The sequence below is a fragment of the Nitrospirota bacterium genome, from assembly GCA_026387665.1.
Lineage (GTDB): Bacteria > Nitrospirota > Nitrospiria > Nitrospirales > Nitrospiraceae > Palsa-1315.
In genome coordinates this window covers 19,975-37,282 of record JAPLLG010000010.1, presented here as the reverse complement: position 1 = coordinate 37,282, position 17,308 = coordinate 19,975, and the positions used below count along the sequence as shown (strand labels likewise).

The 17,308-nt window shown below is 57.2% G+C and carries 16 protein-coding genes; all 16 read right to left on the bottom strand.

Features of this window, described 5'->3' with window-relative positions; genetic code table 11:
• Positions 1 to 409 precede the first annotated feature (409 nt).
• The 16 genes from NT179_09490 to NT179_09415 all read right to left on the bottom strand — a co-directional run bounded on the left by NT179_09490 (position 410) and on the right by NT179_09415 (position 17,297).
• Positions 410 to 1,225: a glycosyltransferase family 2 protein gene (locus tag NT179_09490; protein ID MCX5722248.1), complete on the bottom strand. Its 816-nt coding sequence runs from the start codon at positions 1,223 to 1,225 to the stop codon at positions 410 to 412.
• Entirely contained in the window at positions 1,222 to 1,980 is a 759-nt protein-coding gene (locus NT179_09485) for a class I SAM-dependent methyltransferase (GenBank protein ID MCX5722247.1), read from the bottom strand. The genes NT179_09490 and NT179_09485 overlap by 4 nt, the downstream gene beginning before the upstream one ends.
• 26 nt (positions 1,981 to 2,006) lie before the next feature.
• Positions 2,007 to 2,822: a hypothetical protein gene (locus NT179_09480; protein ID MCX5722246.1), complete on the bottom strand. Its 816-nt coding sequence runs from the start codon at positions 2,820 to 2,822 to the stop codon at positions 2,007 to 2,009.
• Between the two features lie 37 nt (positions 2,823 to 2,859).
• Complete coding sequence (locus tag NT179_09475; GenBank protein ID MCX5722245.1) at positions 2,860 to 3,945, bottom strand: glycosyltransferase; 1,086 nt, start codon at positions 3,943 to 3,945, stop codon at positions 2,860 to 2,862.
• A 264-nt stretch (positions 3,946 to 4,209) separates the two neighbouring features.
• The gene (rfaQ, locus tag NT179_09470; GenBank protein ID MCX5722244.1) at positions 4,210 to 5,247 is read right to left on the bottom strand and encodes a putative lipopolysaccharide heptosyltransferase III; all 1,038 of its coding nucleotides are present in this window, start codon (positions 5,245 to 5,247) and stop codon (positions 4,210 to 4,212) included.
• A gap of 70 nt (positions 5,248 to 5,317) precedes the next feature.
• A complete protein-coding gene (locus NT179_09465) occupies positions 5,318 to 6,448 on the bottom strand; it encodes a glycosyltransferase family 1 protein (GenBank protein MCX5722243.1) in 1,131 nt (376 codons plus the stop codon).
• Entirely contained in the window at positions 6,445 to 7,578 is a 1,134-nt protein-coding gene (locus NT179_09460; protein MCX5722242.1) for a glycosyltransferase family 4 protein, read from the bottom strand. Before NT179_09460 ends, NT179_09465 begins: the two co-directional genes overlap by 4 nt.
• Entirely contained in the window at positions 7,578 to 8,378 is an 801-nt protein-coding gene (locus NT179_09455; GenBank protein ID MCX5722241.1) for a glycosyltransferase family 2 protein, read from the bottom strand. Before NT179_09455 ends, NT179_09460 begins: the two co-directional genes overlap by 1 nt.
• Positions 8,362 to 9,201: a hypothetical protein gene (locus NT179_09450; GenBank protein MCX5722240.1), complete on the bottom strand. Its 840-nt coding sequence runs from the start codon at positions 9,199 to 9,201 to the stop codon at positions 8,362 to 8,364. Before NT179_09450 ends, NT179_09455 begins: the two co-directional genes overlap by 17 nt.
• A 55-nt stretch (positions 9,202 to 9,256) precedes the next feature.
• Positions 9,257 to 10,297, bottom strand: a complete 1,041-nt coding sequence (locus NT179_09445; protein MCX5722239.1) for a glycosyltransferase family 4 protein — start codon at positions 10,295 to 10,297, stop codon at positions 9,257 to 9,259.
• A 34-nt stretch (positions 10,298 to 10,331) separates the two neighbouring features.
• The gene (locus NT179_09440) at positions 10,332 to 11,114 is read right to left on the bottom strand and encodes a glycosyltransferase family 2 protein (GenBank protein ID MCX5722238.1); all 783 of its coding nucleotides are present in this window, start codon (positions 11,112 to 11,114) and stop codon (positions 10,332 to 10,334) included.
• A complete protein-coding gene (locus NT179_09435; GenBank protein MCX5722237.1) occupies positions 11,107 to 12,126 on the bottom strand; it encodes a glycosyltransferase family 9 protein in 1,020 nt (339 codons plus the stop codon). The genes NT179_09440 and NT179_09435 overlap by 8 nt, the downstream gene beginning before the upstream one ends.
• Positions 12,123 to 13,157: a glycosyltransferase family 9 protein gene (locus NT179_09430; protein MCX5722236.1), complete on the bottom strand. Its 1,035-nt coding sequence runs from the start codon at positions 13,155 to 13,157 to the stop codon at positions 12,123 to 12,125. Before NT179_09430 ends, NT179_09435 begins: the two co-directional genes overlap by 4 nt.
• Positions 13,158 to 13,166: 9 nt before the next feature.
• Positions 13,167 to 14,867 carry a lipopolysaccharide heptosyltransferase II gene (gene waaF / locus NT179_09425; GenBank protein MCX5722235.1) on the bottom strand — a complete coding sequence of 567 codons (1,701 nt, stop codon included), beginning with the start codon at positions 14,865 to 14,867 and terminating at the stop codon, positions 13,167 to 13,169.
• Positions 14,860 to 15,903: a tetraacyldisaccharide 4'-kinase gene (gene lpxK, locus NT179_09420; GenBank protein ID MCX5722234.1), complete on the bottom strand. Its 1,044-nt coding sequence runs from the start codon at positions 15,901 to 15,903 to the stop codon at positions 14,860 to 14,862. Before lpxK ends, waaF begins: the two co-directional genes overlap by 8 nt.
• Positions 15,904 to 15,944: 41 nt before the next feature.
• Complete coding sequence (locus tag NT179_09415; GenBank protein MCX5722233.1) at positions 15,945 to 17,297, bottom strand: 3-deoxy-D-manno-octulosonic acid transferase; 1,353 nt, start codon at positions 17,295 to 17,297, stop codon at positions 15,945 to 15,947.
• Positions 17,298 to 17,308 lie beyond the last annotated feature (11 nt).

Here is a 17,308-nt window from a genome sequence, read left to right as displayed (position 1 = left end):
GTGGGATCGTGGAGATTTTGATATAGCCCTTCCGGGCCAGGCGTTTGAGATACAAATTGGTCAGGCCAAGCGCCACACCAAGCTTTGTCGAGAGGGATCGCTGCGTGACACCCGCATCGCGCTCAACTGCGGAGAGCAAAAGTAGATCCCGTTGACCCTGCACGTTCATTGGTATAGCCCCAACAGAGCGTTACGTTCACGATATGAACACACTAGCCCTAGTGAGTCAAGCGCAATTATTGCCTACCGCTAACTAAGGGACCCTGGGTTGAATGAGGGGGCTTCGAGCGACTACTTCAATAGATTGGCACGAGGAGAAAAAAGAGGAGCCCATTGAAAGGGGTGCATGGAGCAAAGACACCCGATCGGCGGCTCGGAGGCATCCCATCCGTCTACAACCGCCTAACATTCATCCCTGTCCGTAACACTTCTCGATCAGCGTATGCCCGTAGCGCAATCGCTCATACCGTCTGACCCATTTGTGCTTGAGGTCGGCCCAGCGCCTGGCAGCCCAATTGCCTCGCACGGTTCGGTTCCACTTCTTTTTGAAATGGGCGAGATTCTCGGCGGGATAGACCTTGGTTTCTGATCGCTTGATGGCATCCTGCGTCACCATGCTGAAATGGTGAATGAGGACCGATCCTGTCAGGCCAGCGGAAAACCCGGCTGCCTTTGCGCGCCAAAAAAAATCGATGTCTTCGCAACCCCCATAGGCAAACGCTTCGTCGAACAAACCAATACGATCAAACACGTCGCGATTGATCACCAGACAGGCTCCATACAACTCTGCCCTCGTGGCATCCTTGCATGATTGCGTAAACTCAACGGCATAGGCGTCTAAATCGTAATTTAAATATCCCTCGCGCGCAGCGGGGCTCACAATCCCGTGTCCCTCCTGCTCCATGAACTTCACCAACCCTTCGATCCAGCCCTTCGTCACGATAATGTCGTTATTCAAAATGCCGATGACATCCCCATGGCTGGCTCGCACTCCCTGGTTCCAGGCCTTGGCGCAGCCGAGGTTACGTGGATTCGTGATGACAGTCGCCTTCACGTCGCGCAAAAACTCCTGCGTCCCGTCGCTCGAGGCATTATCCACGATGATGAGTTCATAGGGCTGATCGGTGCAACGGGCAATGGATTCGAGACACTGCTTCGTATAGTCCAGCTGGTTATAGACGGGAATCACAAGACTCACTGACTTTGCGGACCTGGTGTGACTCATACAATGCTCCCGGCCCCCATGGAGTGCCTATCCACGCCAAGCTTCTTGACGGTAATTTGCGTACCGGTCACATTGAGAATTTCGCACTCACCCTTCTTCTGCCTGAGGAGATAATTGATGGCCATGGCAGGATTGTGCCGGACGTTAGGGTACCAATCCCACAAGTAATCATCGCAAATCATGAGGCCGTTCGATTTCAGGCACCGAAATGCGTTCAGGATATCGCACATGACGTCATCCGCATGGTGCGATCCATCCACATAGACAAGATCGTACTTTTCTGTCAGGTCCGTGCCGGAAAAAAACTGAAGCGATGTCCCTTTAAACTTCCGCACCCTTCCCCCGAACCGCGCAACATTCGAATCGAACCTTTCCTCAACACTCTTTAGCCTCTCGTCCCCAACATGCTCGTCGCTCCCCTTCCACGTATCGACGCAAGTGATTTCGGCACTAGGAAAGTAATGCATCAAGAAAACCGTTGACCTTCCTTCCCATGACCCGATCTCCAAGATGTTCAGCTTTCTCCCGCAGAACCGCTCGCGTTCAAAGACCTGGATCCATTGAGCGGCGTTCCCGTCAAAAAACCTCGAAGAGAATTGCCCAAGACCATCCAACTCCATCGACATTTTTGAATTCATCTCAAGATCAACTCTCTTGGACAGCCTTCTCCTAAAGGAAAACAGAGGATACCGCCAGTACAGTTTCGCAGGAGCCTCGGTTTTCCAGAAAAATCGATACTTAGAAAGCAGCCCCATCAGCAAGTCTCCTCGTGGTCTGACGCTTAAGAGCCGGCAATGCGCTCCCATATTTCTCGAGCCAGCCCCTTATAGGGCGCCTCCGTGATCAAGGGGCCATAGTGAGACACGACCCCTTTCATCTGCTCCGCCGCCTGCCGCTGCCGGTCAAGATTCTTCTCGATAATTTTCAGGAACGTAGCCTCGAGTACTTCGCGCGAGGCCTTCCACCCATCGATGCCATAGTCCTGAAAGATCGGGAGCGCCCTCGTCTTATTGACATCGACCGGGTGATCCTTCGCATTCGTTTCCTGATAGAGCTCATTCCCCCACCGCTTCGGCTCCTCTGAAACCCTCTGCCAGTTTTTCGAGATGCAATGAAACCCCTTACGCTCCAATTCTCCTCGCAAGAGCACACAACCGATCTCTTTCCCCAACGCATTCATATCGCACAGTATCTGGATATCTGAGGAAATATCCTGAAAAATGCCCCGCCGGCACACGATGGCTTTCGGGTCCTTGGAGAGGGCGAAACAGTCCTTCCCCTTTTCCATATGCTGGCGAATCGCCTCCCATCCTTGCTGAGAGACCAGGCAGTCTTCCGGCAAAAACAGCCAATAATCTTCCTCACAATTCGCATCGCACAGCAGCCAATTGTAGGACACGTTCTTCGGAAACGGGTTGCGGAGAAGGCCTGTCTGCCGATGGGGGAACACACAGCCATTCTGCAGCACGCTCAACCGGACCCACTCTTCTGGATAATGGCCGATTTGCTGCTCAAGATACTCGACGTGCAGCGCCTCGTCCCGTTGTTTATCCTGAGGGTACAATGGACTGGCACAGACAAAGACATGCAACTTCATGCTGCCCCCCCTCCCTCACGTTCAAAACCAAGTCCCATCACAACGTCTTCCCGCACACAGCCAGCAACTGTTCGGCCCGTCGTTCACAGGTATGGTACTGCAGCAAATGCTTATGCCCCTCTGACGCCATGGCAGCACAGGCCCGCGCATCGCTTGCGTAAGTCCGCACAAGATCCACTAAGTCACTTAAGTCAGGCCGAAAAAAGAGGGCCTGCTTGCCATGCACGAAATTGTTCGGGACCTCGATATCTGGCTGCTCAGAAAGAAGGAGCGCGCCGGACGCCACGACCTCCCAATACCGAAGCGTATCGAACCCCCCGCCTCGAATCGACAAGGCCATCTTGGATCGGCTGAGCAATGCATAGTACTCGGCCTGCGATAGTTTTGTCCCCCGTTGAGCCACAGTGACAACCGGATCTCCTGTAAGCTTCATCACAACACGAGAGAAACCGCTCAAGAACTTTGACTGACGATCTTCTGCTTCCGCGTAGACCCCACCCTGAAATCCGACCCCATGAGCCTGGCGCAGCATTTCAACCGCCCGCCGACGCTTAGGATGAGAAATCCTCGCAACATAAGACACATCCACATCCCGCGGAACAATCGGAATCGTTGGGAGCGTCTCCAGCGCCACAGCAAGAGGGAGAGGATAGGTCCGTTGAGCCAGCGCAACATCCTCCCTACTCCTGCTAAACCGCCGAACCAGGCCACAGAGCCCTCCGTCACGGTTGAGACGATATTCCCGTTTAAAGTAGAGGGCACATTGATACCGATGAAACAGCTCTTGCCGGATCGTCGCATCATCCTCACCATCAAGAAGGACCAGCGGAGGCATGGCCACGCAATGCGAAAGCGATTCCCATGCTGTGGTCGCTCCGCGCCTTGGTGACGAGAGGATGGCAAGATCGAACTGCTTCTCACGCAGTAAGGCCGCAACCTCCTCTTCTTGATATCGGCGCCCGGGAATCTGGGGAGCATAATGAACACGGTGGAGGGGATCGTGGTACAGGGCCTTATAGGGATAGTCGACGACCTGGCCAGACCCGAGAGTCCGACAGAGCCCCACATACAGCAAATCAGCGAGGTAATCTGGCGCTGAGTCGGTCAGGTAGAGAATCCGCATCTATGCATCCTTGAGAAACATCATGCCCACTGTCGACTCACAACGCTCTTGCCCAGACTTCTAGCAGGCTGTTGATAAAGGCCGCCAGCTTCGTTCTCGCATCGTTCAGACCCTCAACGTACCCCAAGAGTACGCCTCGGCCCTTCACTCGCTACGGCCTTGCTGGACGGTCTTTCTGAACAGCCTGCGACTGCTTCTGAGAGCGGCCGAGATTGTTCTGGCATGAGCATTACCTCAGTGGTCTGGTAGTTTGGCAACAACCTGCTAGCCCACATGCGCGGTTGGTGGATTACCGGCCCCCAACAGTTGGACTGTTGCAGCATAGACCTCCTGCACTGATAGCTGCTTCATGCAGTTCAACTCGCCACGCTCACAGGTCGGATGAAAACAGGCCCGGCAGTCGAGCCCTTTATACAACACCGTCATCCTGTCGCCACGCGGCCCCCATTCATCGGGATTCGAAGGACCGAATAACGCCACCATCGGCGCGCCCACTGCCGCGGCCATATGCATAGCCCCGCTATCGTTGCCAACAAACAGCGCCGCACGTTTCGCAATCGAGGCAAACTGCTTGAGCGTCGTCAGTCCAGCGATACTGACTGGGCGGGTTCGCGCGGTTGCCTGAATTCGTTGCGCGAGCGCCTCTTCGTCCCTGCTGCCACCGATGAGGACCTGAAATCCGTAGTCGCTCGCCAAACGATCTGCCAGTTCGGCAAATCGTTCAGCAGGCCAGGCCTTGAACCAATAACGAGCGCCAGGCTGGATAATCATGATCGGTTGATCTCGTCTGATACCGAGTCGATTCAGTAACTGGTCGGCCGCCGCGTCATCCTCCCCTGTCAGCCACAGCCTGGGAGGCGTCTCGCTTGCGTGAATACCCAACGGTTTCAACGCAGCCAAGTCCCGGTTAATCCGATGCCGCATGCCAGGCTGAGGCGGGACCACTGCTGAGTAACAGATCCCTCGCCGACGGTGCTCGTCGTTGAAGCCAATCCGGACCGATGCCCCGCTGACCCAACTCAAAAACGCAGAGCGGTCTCCATCGGTCAAATCGATCACGGTATCGAATCGCCAACGGCGCAGTTCCACGATGAGCCTCCATTGCGCCGCCAGGGATCCTTTGTCGAGAACCAGGATCTCGTCGATGTCAGGATTCCCAGACAACACGCCTTCCGTCCCGCGATTCACCATCATCGTGACCCGAACAGCCGGCCGTGCCTCTTTGATGGCACGCAGGGTTGGCGTTGCCAACAAGACGTCACCGATATAGCGAAGCTTGATGACCAGAATGTTGCGCATCATAAAAGTCGTCGAACGTCTTTCAAGTCGTCACGTCATACAGTCGAACGTCTTGGTCCCGACTTGAAGACTTTCAGACCTTCGACTTTCCGACTGTCATTTCCCCACACACTTCCCGATATAGTTCGATGGTCTTAGCCGCCACCTGTTCCCAGGAAAACTGCTTGGCCCGCTCGAAGCCTTTGACTCTCAACGCAGCTCGTAGCGGCTCATCGTCCAGCACACGGACCATGGCCTCTCCCAGCGCCTTCGCGTCTTGAGGATCTGCCAACACCGCTGCATCGCCCGCCACTTCCGCCAACGCGGTCGAATTGGACGTGAGCACCGGCACCCCGCAAGCCATCGCTTCCAACACCGGCATCCCGAATCCTTCATAGAGGGAAGGGAAAACAAACAGATCGGCCGAGGAATACAGTAACTGCAAATCGTTCGTGGACAACCGCCCAGGGCAAAGCACCTTCTCCTGCAAACTGCGCCTGCGGGCCGTCTCCTCATAGTTCCCGAACGGATGGATCGGCGAACCGACCAGGACCAGCATGCGGGGTCCCAATTTCTTCCGCACCTTCTCCGCCGCCTCAAGAAAGGTCTGATGGTTCTTGCGCGGGTCTGCCCCTCCAATAAATAGGACATAGCGAGCGGTCTTCAACCCGATCCGTTTCCGCAATTCCGCCATCGCCGGCTCATCCAGGCGTGGCACAAAGTCCTCCGACACGCCGTTGGGAATCACCCTGATATGTTCGCGTTTCAACCCATAGAGCTCCACAAGCTCTCTGGCGGAAAACTCGGATACCGTGATGGTCTTTCTGGCTCGCAATGCAGTCTGTCTCGTCTTGAAAGACGAGGGCCATTGCCCCAACATCTTCTTCGAGAACTCAGGGTGGCGATCCAGCCACAAATCATGAATCGTGACGACTCCGCCAAAGCGCCCGACCGTCTGCATGCGGAAGTTGGTCCCATGGTACAGGTCCAATTGATCGGACGGACCCTGCTTCCCCATTCCCCAGCGGCTTGAATTCACCCACTGAAGCCGCTCAACGCCAGGCCATGCTCCCACAGCATCAGGCCGCTCGGCGCCAGGCTTGGCATAGGCGACAAAATCGATGCCTTCCTGCTTTGCCAGCATCGTCCTGAGCAGATGGTAACAGTGCCATCCGACCCCGCCCATATCTCCCACCATCGGATTTGCATCAAAGCCGATTTTCATCCTCGCCCCTTCCCTACTGCCAATACTTCCCCGTACAACTGCTCCATCTGCATGACGGATGCAGCAAGACTAAATCGCTCCTGCGCACGGACCATTCCATTACGGCCCATCTGCTCTCGTCTCACCTTGTCTTCCAGGAGGGAAACTACAGTGACGGCCAATGACTCGGCATCTCCCGGAGGCACGAGCAACCCGGTCTCTCCTTCAGCCACCACTTCGGGAAGCCCCCCGGTCGTAGTCGCAACCACAGCCTTCCCCATGGCCATCGCTTCGACCACTGCAATCCCAAACCCCTCCATCAATGCCGGGTGCACATACAGATCAAGGACAGCCAGAAACGGCTGAACCGGATCTTGGAAGCCGACCATATGCACATGCTCGGCAATCTTCAACTCCTGCGCAAGCCTCTTCAATCGATCGGCATAGCCGCCCTCATCACTCCCCACGATCACGTAATGCACCGCGGGAACCGCACGGATGATTGCAGGAAGGGCCCGCAGCATGACCTCGTAGCCTTTTCGTGGAAACAAGTTGGCGATGGTGCCTAAAAGGACGGCTCCGTTCGGAGCTCCAATCATCTGACAAATCGCCTGGCCGTCTGCCGTGGGCTGATTCCCTGAAAGATCGATACCGCTATAGAGGGTCCTGACCCTGCTCACCGATACCCCTCCGGCAATCAACGACTGTTCGATCTGCCGGGAGATCGCAACCACGGCATCGACTCGATCCAGCTCATAGCGCCGCACCTTCGCCGGTTCGATTTCCTGTCTCACATGGGCCACGATCGGCAGGGAGGTAGGATTATACCGTACCGCTCTCAGGGTATGGGGCACCCACCAGATATCGTTCACATGAATCATGGCAGGCTTGAGTTGCCCCACGAGGGTTCCCAAACGACGGGCTGCCGATCGGCGCTGAAAGAAGGAGAAGAGTTTTCTCCAAGGGGGAAGAGTCAACGCATGAGTGGGAACGGCGAGGGCTTGAAGCTGACCCAGCAATGGGCCGGTCCCTGGACAGACCACATGAGGCTCCCACTTGTCGCGATCGAGCATCTTCAGCAAGGCGATCAGATCGCGTTCCGCCCCTCCGATGGCGCCAATTCCATGCACATACAGGATCCGCCTGGCCACTACCGGCGATCCAATTGAGCCGCAGCTTGCCTCGTAACATCCCACAGCTTGGCATATTTCACAAAGGTATACATACTGGCAAAGACACAGACGATGAGCCCGTGCACTCCATCGCGAAACCCCTGTTTCACGATATAGGTTTTGCCAAAAACCACCAGGGGACGGAAAACCAGATCGATCCAGCCGACCGTCCGAACCTTCTTCGCCTTTTCCTGTGCCGCGAGCGTGGTATAGAGGCCGAACTTCTTGAAGTGATCCTGAATGCGCCGCTCCGTGTAATGATCGAGATGCCCGGCCAAGGTCCCAATCTCTCCCTCGACGAGGAGATTTTCATGCACCGCAACATCGTTATACTGAGCGGCCCCCCGCCGAAACAAACGTACCTGATAATCGGGATAGACACCGGCCCTTCGCACCCAGGCCCCGTAAAAGAAGTTCCGCCGGGGAATCCGATAGGCCACGGGAGCGCCAGGCTTCCATTGACCGAGGCAGGTTCGCACCTCTCCACGCAGTTCCTCGGTCACCCGTTCGTCGGCATCGAGAATCAGGATCCAGTCGGACGAGGCCTGGGCCATCCCAAAATTCTTCTGCAAGCCGAAGCCGGGCCAGGGTCGCACGAATACCTTTGCCCCTGAGGCACGAGCCAGCTCAAGGGTCTGATCAGCACTTTCGGCATCGACCACGATCAACTCATCAGCCCATCGAGCCGAGGCCAGACAGTCGGCAATATTCCGCTCCTCGTTCTTCGTGATGACCACGCACGCGATCGTCGGTTGCATCGCCTCAGCCTTTGAATCCATGCAAGAGCACTTCTCGATAGAACCGTGGATTGAGCCACCGATTCCAGCGAGGCCTCAGCCGCTGCGCATCCTTGATACGGGCTTCCATGACCTTCGGGTGCGTCCCGCGAAACTCCTTCAAAATATCATAGGTCGGGTACTCGGACCGGATGAGAGCCTGTTCGTCGATCATGGACTGCGACCACCGTTCACCATCATGACGGCTGATCTGGAACCGGAGCTTTTCCCTGAGAACCTTCGGGTCTTTCACCCAGCCATAATGAAAAATGCGCGCATCGATCAAGGCTCCATGCGGCCCGGATTTGATCATGCCGGGAATGCCGTCTGCCATGAAATCGCAACAGTCGGTCGTCGACCGTACTGTGCCGGTCGTCCGCACGATGCGTGTCGCCTTCCGGTACATCCAAGGGTCTAAGGACCAGTAGTCCCCCTTAAAATGTCTCATGCGAAACACGAGACCGAGGATCTGGGGACGGTCCAGATGCTCGCGCATGGCCTGCTGAATCTTGAGCAAGTCGTCTTCATGGAGCACCTCGTCCGCCTGCAGCAGCAAGGCCCAATCGCCCGTGCAATGGGAGAGGGCGATATCCTGCTGAATCCCGAAGATCTGGCCGTCCACCTTCAGCTTGTCGTCCCACACTGTCTCCACAATCTTAATCTTGGGCGATCCGATCGAACGGATCAGCTCCAAGGTGCTGTCTTCAGACTTGCCGACATTGACGACAAATTCATCCACAATCGGCAAGGCGGAGGTAATGACTTCAATAATGGGGAAGTCGTACTTGACCGCGTTGCGAATAAAGGTAAATCCGCTGACCTTCATAATCCCCCTCTTGCACCGCACCCGTTGAATGCCTGGCTGCCAAGCTGATGGTCCTTCACCCTCGGCTGTTCTCCAACACAGCCCCATAGAGCCGCTCCAATTCCTTCGTCAGCCGCGATGCCTCAAACTGTTCACGGGCCTTCTCCCGGCTCCGCCTTCCAAATGTTTCACGCAATTCGTGGTTTTTCAGCAACTCGATCACCGCCCCGGCATACTGCCATCGCCACCGGCAGACAAATCCCGTGACGTTATGCTCAACCAGCTCAGCCTGCGCATTCGACTTCCCCCTCTGGGGAGTACTCAACGTGACGACCGGAATACCATTCGACATCGCCTCAGCGATCACGCAGCCGAAAGTCTCCCCCACACGAGACCCATGGATAAAGACATCGATTTGCCGGTAGAAACTCGCGACATCGAGGGACGGCTCCAGCAGCGTGACCTGCCCCGCCAGCCCCAGCCTCTCCAGTTTTCCCTTCACCCGGTCGGTGGCTCCCTGGATCACACATTTCACCCCGGACACTTTCCTGAAAATCTTCGGCAGACTATTGAGACAGACATCGTGCCATTTCTGATCATCCGCTCTGCTGCATCGGCCGATAGTGTTCCCGAAATTACTGGGGCCCCCTGCACATTCGTCGAAGTCTACGGGATTATAAATCGCTTCATAGCGCACGTCCGCTTTCGGTCGATTCCGGCTCAGATACCGATCCCGCGAAAACCTGGAGACGAATATATGCGCATCGATCAACTCATCCTGGACCTGATCGAATGCTTCAAAGACATTCGTCTCGACAATGCGGGGCCAGCCCTGTTGCTTCTCCGGGAGAGTCCCTGGCTCGGAGTCTCCGGCCCGGTGCACATGATAGATGTCGATCTTCAGTTCACGGACCAGCGCGGTGAGATCGGCAGGCTGCACGATCACTGGCACGCCCAGCTCTTCCAACGCCTGCACGCGGAGCCCCCCGCTTTTCAAGCCGCAGGCATAGACTTCGAAGCGGGAGCGATCCAGGTACTTCGAAAAGACTTGGAGCGTTTTCTCCGTGCCTCCAATAGCCAACTGATTGCATGCTTGGAGCACACGAATTTTTTTCACTGGACGAACACCCTCTTCTCCCGCTCCGTTCGGCTCATGACCTCACTGCCTCACCGCCAACCTTCGCGGCTGAGGACGACTCCCAGAATTTCGCATACTTCATGAAGGTGTAATAGGCATAGAGTCCTGAAAGAATCAAGCCAGGCATGCCGTCGAGGAAGCCGGCCCGCAGCACATACATCTTGAAGAACGAACCTAATGGATGGGTGATCATCTGGTGGAAGGAAAACTTTCGGCCCTGCTCCACCATGCGACGAGCCATCAAGTCCGAGTAGCGATCCTGCTTCGCCACGTAGTGATCGATATCACGAAAGGGGTATTGCAACGCGGGGCTCTTGAGAAATCCGACAGGCCCGTCGCAATCGAAACTCTCATGGACCAGCTCTTCGCGATACCGGAACCGGCTCTTTCGAAACAACTGCGGTTGCCGATAATCGGGATACCAGCCGCAATGTTTGATCCAGCGGCCTAAAAAGTAGTTCTTTCGCGGGACGAAATAGGCATCTTCGTCCGGCCCGCGCTCCAGCAGCAGCCGGATCTCGTCTTTCAACTCCGGCGTCATCCTCTCATCGCTATCCAAACTGAAGACCCATTCATGGGTCGTGAGTGCGACCGCCTGATTACGCAGATCGCCGAATCCCTTGAAGTCGACTTGATAGACCTTGTCCGTGTACTCACGACTGATGACAGCGGTCCGATCGGTGCTGTGGGAATCCACCACGATCAACTCATCGCCCCAGCCAGCCACAGACTCGAGGCAGGCCTTCATATTGGGCTCGTCGTTATAGGCAATGACATAGACTGAGAGTTTAGACATGGAGCACTTTCAATGGTGAAGGATCTGCTGCTACTTGGATCACGTGCTGCGCCACCCTGTCCACCGTCAGCCGGTCGAGACAGTCCCAATAGGGGCAGGCTTCATAGATGCATTTTTCACAAGTCGGCACATCGGGACGCAAGACGACTCCCTTGCCGAGCGGCTGCCACCGAGTCGGAAGATTATTGCGCCGCGGATCGAAGAGGCTGACATTCGGCACACCGCAGGCTGCGGCAATATGGGCCGGACCAGTGGCTCCTGAGACCACCGCGTGACTCGCTGCAATAACTCCCATCAACTCCCGCACCGATAACTGCCCCATGAGATTGAGGACGGCCCCAGGAAGAGGCGCGGCACTTGTCACTTGCTCCGTGAACATCTCTGCTTCCGCCTGGCTTCCGGTCAACACCACCCCCGCTCCCTTCCGATGCAACTCCTGCGCAAGCGCATGATAGTGCTCCACGCGCCAACGCCTGGCCGCAAAGCCACCTGGGTGGAGCACCACCCTGGGTATCGGCAGACCGCGTAACCGCTCTTGCCCCTTCGTCCGTTCTTCATCGGTTAGGACGAGGCTCGGTGGAGCCACGATGCCAGGCTGCAAGCCCAGCCCCGCCAGCATGCCGACGTTATAGGCGATTTCATGCTTGGAAAAATCTTTCCGATGTTCATAGACCCGCCGATTCGCCAATACACTATACCAGCGATAGCCCGTTGCCACTCGAATCGGAACCCGCGCCAGAAATGCCGCCCACATCAACCGCTTAAACGGTTTGAGAAATACCACGGCGTCGACATCCCGGCGAAACAACGACACCAACTCGCCAAGGGATTCCCGGCCCGTGACCGTCCAGACTTCGTCGAGATCAGGGTGGTGCGCTAAAACTGAGGCTGCGTAGTCGCTGGACAGGAAGGCGATCTTCACATCAGGCAGGAGCCGGCGCAGGGCGGAGGCAACAGGCAGACAGAGAATTTCATCACCGATCCCGTCAGGCCGGACCAAAAGAACCTTCATTGAGGAACCATCTGAAGGGACCGCTGTGCTCGTGCCGCAGCCAAAACCTGTTCGGGCGACACTGCTCGCAAACATTCCAAGGGCAGCGCATTGCGGCAGGTCCGACTGAAACAGGGGCGGCACGATACAGTTCCCGTCAATACGTGATGCCCCAGCCCATAGGGGCCGGTCAATACCGCACTCGTCGGGCCAAACAGAGCCACGACCGCGGTGCCAACCGCCGCCGCAATATGCATCGGACCGGAATCGTTCGTAATCAGCAGCGACGCCTTGCTCAGAAGTGCCGGCAACAACCCCACAGTCGTGGCTCCTGTCAGATCGATAGCGGGAACTTTCATCTTTCCTCGTACCGCTGCGACCTCCGCCCGTTCGTCAGGCCCTCCGATCAGCACCACCGAACCATAGCCCTCCTGCTGGAGCCGATCCGCCACTTCGGCGAACGACTCAGCAGGCCACCGTTTCGTCGGCCAACGGGCCGACACATTCATCGCCACCCAACTCGTTCCAGGCACCACACCGGATTGAAGCAACAGACGATCAACTTCATCATGATCAGATTGCGGGATACGAAAACGGAACTCAGGCGTATCGAACGCCACCGCCCCCACAGCCTTGGCCACAAGCAGATAGCGATCGACCGCATGCATCTCCAATGATGGAACTGGCACGGACTTCGAATAGAACCAGGGACTTCCCTCTCGCCCATTGGCAAATCCCACAAACAGAGGGGATCCGCTGAGCCAGCCGATGGTGGCGCTCCGTAGCAAACCTTGAAGATCGACGACAAGATCGAAATGCTCGGCACGAAGAGAAGGCACCTGGGAGAGCCACCCCGTCAGCGTCGAGTCCACGGGCCAGACCCGATCCACTCCTTCGATCCGCTCGACGAGACTAGCCCACTCCCGCTTCACCAGCCAGGTCAGTCGCGCCTTGGGATACGCCCGACGAATGGCCGCACAGGTCGGCATCGCATGTACGATGTCGCCCATCGAGCTCGGCTTGATCAATAAGATATGACGATAATCAGGCATAATCGACCTTCAACGCTTAGCGAGTTGAGCCCTCTTCGCTGCATCCTCCAGAATCCAGTCCACCGCCTCAGTCATAGACGGCGCCACGGCATCTGGCATGGCCTGTTCAGCCCGCAGCATCTCCAGCGCCTGCTCGTCCACCAATGCAGAGGTGAGAAGAACCGCCTTGGCTCCCACCCTCTTCGCCAATTGTATGTCGCGCGCATGATCGCCGATCAAATAGGAGCGGCGGAGATCCAGTTGCAGCTCTGACACAGCCCGTTCCACCATCCCGACATTCGGTTTGCGGCAGTGGCAGCCATCGTCAGGATGGTGCGGGCAGAAATAGATCGCGTCGAGCGCCGCATCTTCCTGCTCCAACAACCCTTCCAGCCTGGCATGGATAGCTTCCAGATCCTTGAGGGTAAACAATCCGCGACCGACACCGGACTGGTTGGTCACGACCACCAATTTCGCACCAGCCCGTTTCAATCTAGCCAGAGCCGGCCCAACCCCCGCCAACAATTTCAAGTCAGCTGCGATGCTCAGATAACCAGGGTCATAGTTCAATGTCCCGTCTCGGTCCAGAAAAACGGTGACTCCGTCGAGAAGGTTCCGCTGGTCTACCCGGTCTGTTTGGTCTGGCTGGTCTGAGCAAGATGGACTAGACAGACCTCCTCGACCAGGTAGACAAGACAGCCCCGCTTCATAGACCTGCTCGACCGTCACCCCTGTCATGCACCGATGGTCAATGGGACATTCACGCAACAGGCAGGGGGCGCAATCGACCGGCTGCCGCACGATGGCATGGGCGCTTCCAAAGGGCGACGTGGTGCGCCAGTCGGTCGGACCGAAAATCGCCACGACCGGCACCTGAAACGAGGAAGCGATGTGCATGGGACCAGTATCGTTGGTCAGCAGAACCGCACAGCGTTTGACCGCTGCCATCAATTCACGGATTGTCGTCTCCCCTGACAAAACGAGGGATCGAGACGACAGACGCGCAGCAATCTCCTGGCCCAACCGCTCTTCCCCCTTCGCCCCGAAAATGACCACACTGACTTGCTGTCCACGGGACTCGCGAATCGTGCGGCAGAGCCGCTCCGTCACCTCGGCAAACCGTTCTGGCAGCCAGCGTTTAGCCCCGCCGTAGGTCGAACCGGGATTGATCCCGACAACGAGATCAGACGAGCCCAATCCGCCCTGAGTAAATCGCCGCGCCATCGCCTGCTCCTCCTCGGGGAAAACGGCAAGCCCAGGCGCTGAGGGATCGCCAGTGAGGCCCAGAGGCTTTAACAGATCCCAATAATAGCGAACTTGATGGACTGACGTCTGGCGATCTGGCGCAGCGATCGGATTGGAGAGCAACAAGCTACGTCCATCTGTCGCATAGCCGTAGCGCTGGGGCACCCCGGCCAAGAACGTCAGGAACGCCGCCTCGAACGCATTCTGGAACAAGACCGCCAGATCGAAGCCTTGCCTCCGCAACTGCCCGGCCAACGCCCACTTTCCGGACAGCCCCGCATGCCGTCCCTTGGCATCGTAGGTCAACACGCGCGTCAATGATGGATGGCCTGCAAAGAGATCTGCCACGCCAGGCTTGACCAGCAATGAAATCTGCGCGTCAGGAAACAGGCTCCGCAATCCGCGAAGAGCCGGTTCACACATGACGGCATCGCCCAGCCAATTAGGGCCGCGCACCAGAATTCGTTTAATCGATTTTTTATCCACGAGTCCCCGGCGAAAGACGGTTCAATTGATTCAACACGATTTGTTTGAGCTGATCTTCCCCAACCGTGATATCCGTAGCCAGTCTGACGGCCCACCAACTATCGGTCTGCTGAAGAAGCGAGGTCAACTTACAGGCATCTTTCTCCGTCGTCACCACCAATTCAGCCTGAAGCTCCGTTGCTCTAGCCCGTAGCCGCTCAACATCCTTGCTCGTATAGGCATGATGATCGGCATAGGCCACTTCATCGACAATTCTGATCCCGAGAGTCTCGACGAGGGAGCGAAATGAGCCCGCATGGCCCACACCGCTACACAACAATGCCGTCTTTCCCTTAGCCCAGGAAAGTGGCTGCGACGATCCTGTCACCACCGACCAGAGACTCTCTGGTCGAAAGACCACCTGGATCGGGGCCTGCATCGGACCAAGCGCTGACTGCAGCCTGCGACAGACTCCGGTCACCTGAGCCGGCACCTCCGCCCTCGTAATCACGACTGCGGTGGCGCGCAATGCAGCCTGAAGCGGTTCCCTGAGTCGGCCGGCCGGCACCAGGGCCGCGAGCCCCCCTGCATCCGTCGCATCGACCAGCAAAAGATTCACATCGCGGTAGAGGCCCAGGTGCTGAAATCCATCGTCGAGGACCAGGCAATCGATCGGAAATTGGTCCAAGACCCAATACCCGAGCTCATAGCGATCGGCGCCGACTGCCACGATCGCTTTGGGGCAGCGTTGCGCCATCAAAAATGGCTCATCGCCTGCCTCGTCAGGGCCGATCAATAATCGCTCGCCGTTCGACACCAGCAAATATTCATCCGTACTGGTTCGCCGATAGCCCCGGCTCAGAATCGCCACCCGTTTCCCCTGCGCCAGGAGCCACTCCACGAGCAAAATGACAACCGGAGTTTTCCCCGTCCCGCCCAGCGTGAGATTCCCGACACTCAGCACGGGAACCGGCAATCGCCGCTGCACAAACCAGCCCCAGGAGTACAGGAGCGACCGCAACCTCGCCACCACCCCATAGGGAATTGCGGCCCACAAGAGCCACCATCTAACCTTTGTGCCAGGATGTAACAACGTGTTTATCGTCCACCCATGAGGGAAGCAGGCCGACCTTCGAAGGGAGCCACGCCGGCTCCCTGTTGTTGCACCAGCAGCTGCTCAATGGCCTCCAACGTCCGTTGCAAGGCTCCTTGATTCTCTTCCAACATCTGACGAGCCGACCGGCCCATCCGCTCTCGTTCCTCGTGATTGGCAAAGAGGCCGATAACTTGTTGCGTAAGATCCTCCGCAGTGGACACGCGGCGCCCCCCTCCCGCCTGGATCAAGAGCTCTGCAATCTCCGCACAATGGTCTGTGTAGGGGCCGAACAGGACCGGCTTCGCCCACTGAGCCGGCTCCAGCAAATTATGTCCACCCACCGGAACGAGCGTGCCTCCGACGAACGCCACCACCGCTTCCCGGTAGATCGCAGCCAATTCGCCTCGCGAATCGAGCAGCAACACGCGGGGACCGGTTGACGGCAACGCGCCAACCTGCCCGATAGTACTGCATCGCTGCACCACCAGCCCTTTTGCCCGAACCATCGCCTCCACCGACTCAGCCCGCTCAATATGCCGAGGGGCCAGCAATAACACCGCTGAGGGATAGCGGGCCGCAAGCACATGATAGCAGTCCACCAGAATCTCTTCCTCTGCCGGATGGGTGCTGCCTGCGACAAACAACGGTTCTGTCTCTTGCAGACCCAGACGAACCCTCGTCGATCCATCCTCCAGAACAACCGGTATCGGCTGATCGAACTTAATATTCCCCGTCCGCCTGACTCGCGACGCCTCCGCACCCAAGGCTACGATCCGATCGACATCACGATCCGACTGCATCAAGCAGAGACTGAGCCCCTGCAACATCGTCCGATAAAACGATCGCACGGGCGCCCATTGTTGCCTGGCAAAAGACCTGGTCGAGAGCCGCCCATTCACGAGGACCGTCGGCGTTCCGCAACGACGCAGCTGCCACAAGAGATTCGGCCAGAGTTCGGTCTCGGCAAAAATATAGAGGCGGGGTTGCAATCGTTCGATGAAGCGGGAGACGACCCAGGGAAAATCGAGCGGCGCGTAACAATGGTCGGCCACGCCGGCCAACCGCTGCTCCACGGCTTCCCGTCCGGTCTCGGTCACAGTCGAAACCACCAGACGGCAGTCGGGATGACGGCGAGACAGTTCCTTCACGAGCGGTGTCACCGCCACCACTTCCCCGAGAGAAACCGCGTGAATCCAGATAACAGGTCTGCCTGGTCGGCCAGATAGACCGAACAGACCATTCTTGAGTCCCAGCCGTTGGAACAACCCTCGGCGACACCGCTGTTTCACCAGCAGGACAGCCAGGATGACCGGCGCCAGGAGCAGGAGCACAATATTATAAAAGAGATGCCACATATGATGAGCTA

Bases quoted from the DNA above. Each gene is read 5' to 3' on its own strand.
- NT179_09490 (MCX5722248.1), bottom strand. From the start codon at position 1,225: ATGAGTCACACCAGGTCCGCAAAGTCAGTGAGTCTTGTGATTCCCGTC.
- NT179_09485 (MCX5722247.1), bottom strand. From the start codon at position 1,980: ATGGGGCTGCTTTCTAAGTATCGATTTTTCTGGAAAACCGAGGCTCCT.
- NT179_09480 (MCX5722246.1), bottom strand. From the start codon at position 2,822: ATGAAGTTGCATGTCTTTGTCTGTGCCAGTCCATTGTACCCTCAGGAT.
- NT179_09475 (MCX5722245.1), bottom strand. From the start codon at position 3,945: ATGCGGATTCTCTACCTGACCGACTCAGCGCCAGATTACCTCGCTGAT.
- rfaQ (MCX5722244.1), bottom strand. From the start codon at position 5,247: ATGATGCGCAACATTCTGGTCATCAAGCTTCGCTATATCGGTGACGTC.
- NT179_09465 (MCX5722243.1), bottom strand. From the start codon at position 6,448: ATGAAAATCGGCTTTGATGCAAATCCGATGGTGGGAGATATGGGCGGG.
- NT179_09455 (MCX5722241.1), bottom strand. From the start codon at position 8,378: ATGGATTCAAAGGCTGAGGCGATGCAACCGACGATCGCGTGCGTGGTC.
- NT179_09450 (MCX5722240.1), bottom strand. From the start codon at position 9,201: ATGAAGGTCAGCGGATTTACCTTTATTCGCAACGCGGTCAAGTACGAC.
- NT179_09440 (MCX5722238.1), bottom strand. From the start codon at position 11,114: ATGTCTAAACTCTCAGTCTATGTCATTGCCTATAACGACGAGCCCAAT.
- NT179_09435 (MCX5722237.1), bottom strand. From the start codon at position 12,126: ATGAAGGTTCTTTTGGTCCGGCCTGACGGGATCGGTGATGAAATTCTC.
- NT179_09430 (MCX5722236.1), bottom strand. From the start codon at position 13,157: ATGCCTGATTATCGTCATATCTTATTGATCAAGCCGAGCTCGATGGGC.
- NT179_09415 (MCX5722233.1), bottom strand. From the start codon at position 17,297: ATGTGGCATCTCTTTTATAATATTGTGCTCCTGCTCCTGGCGCCGGTC.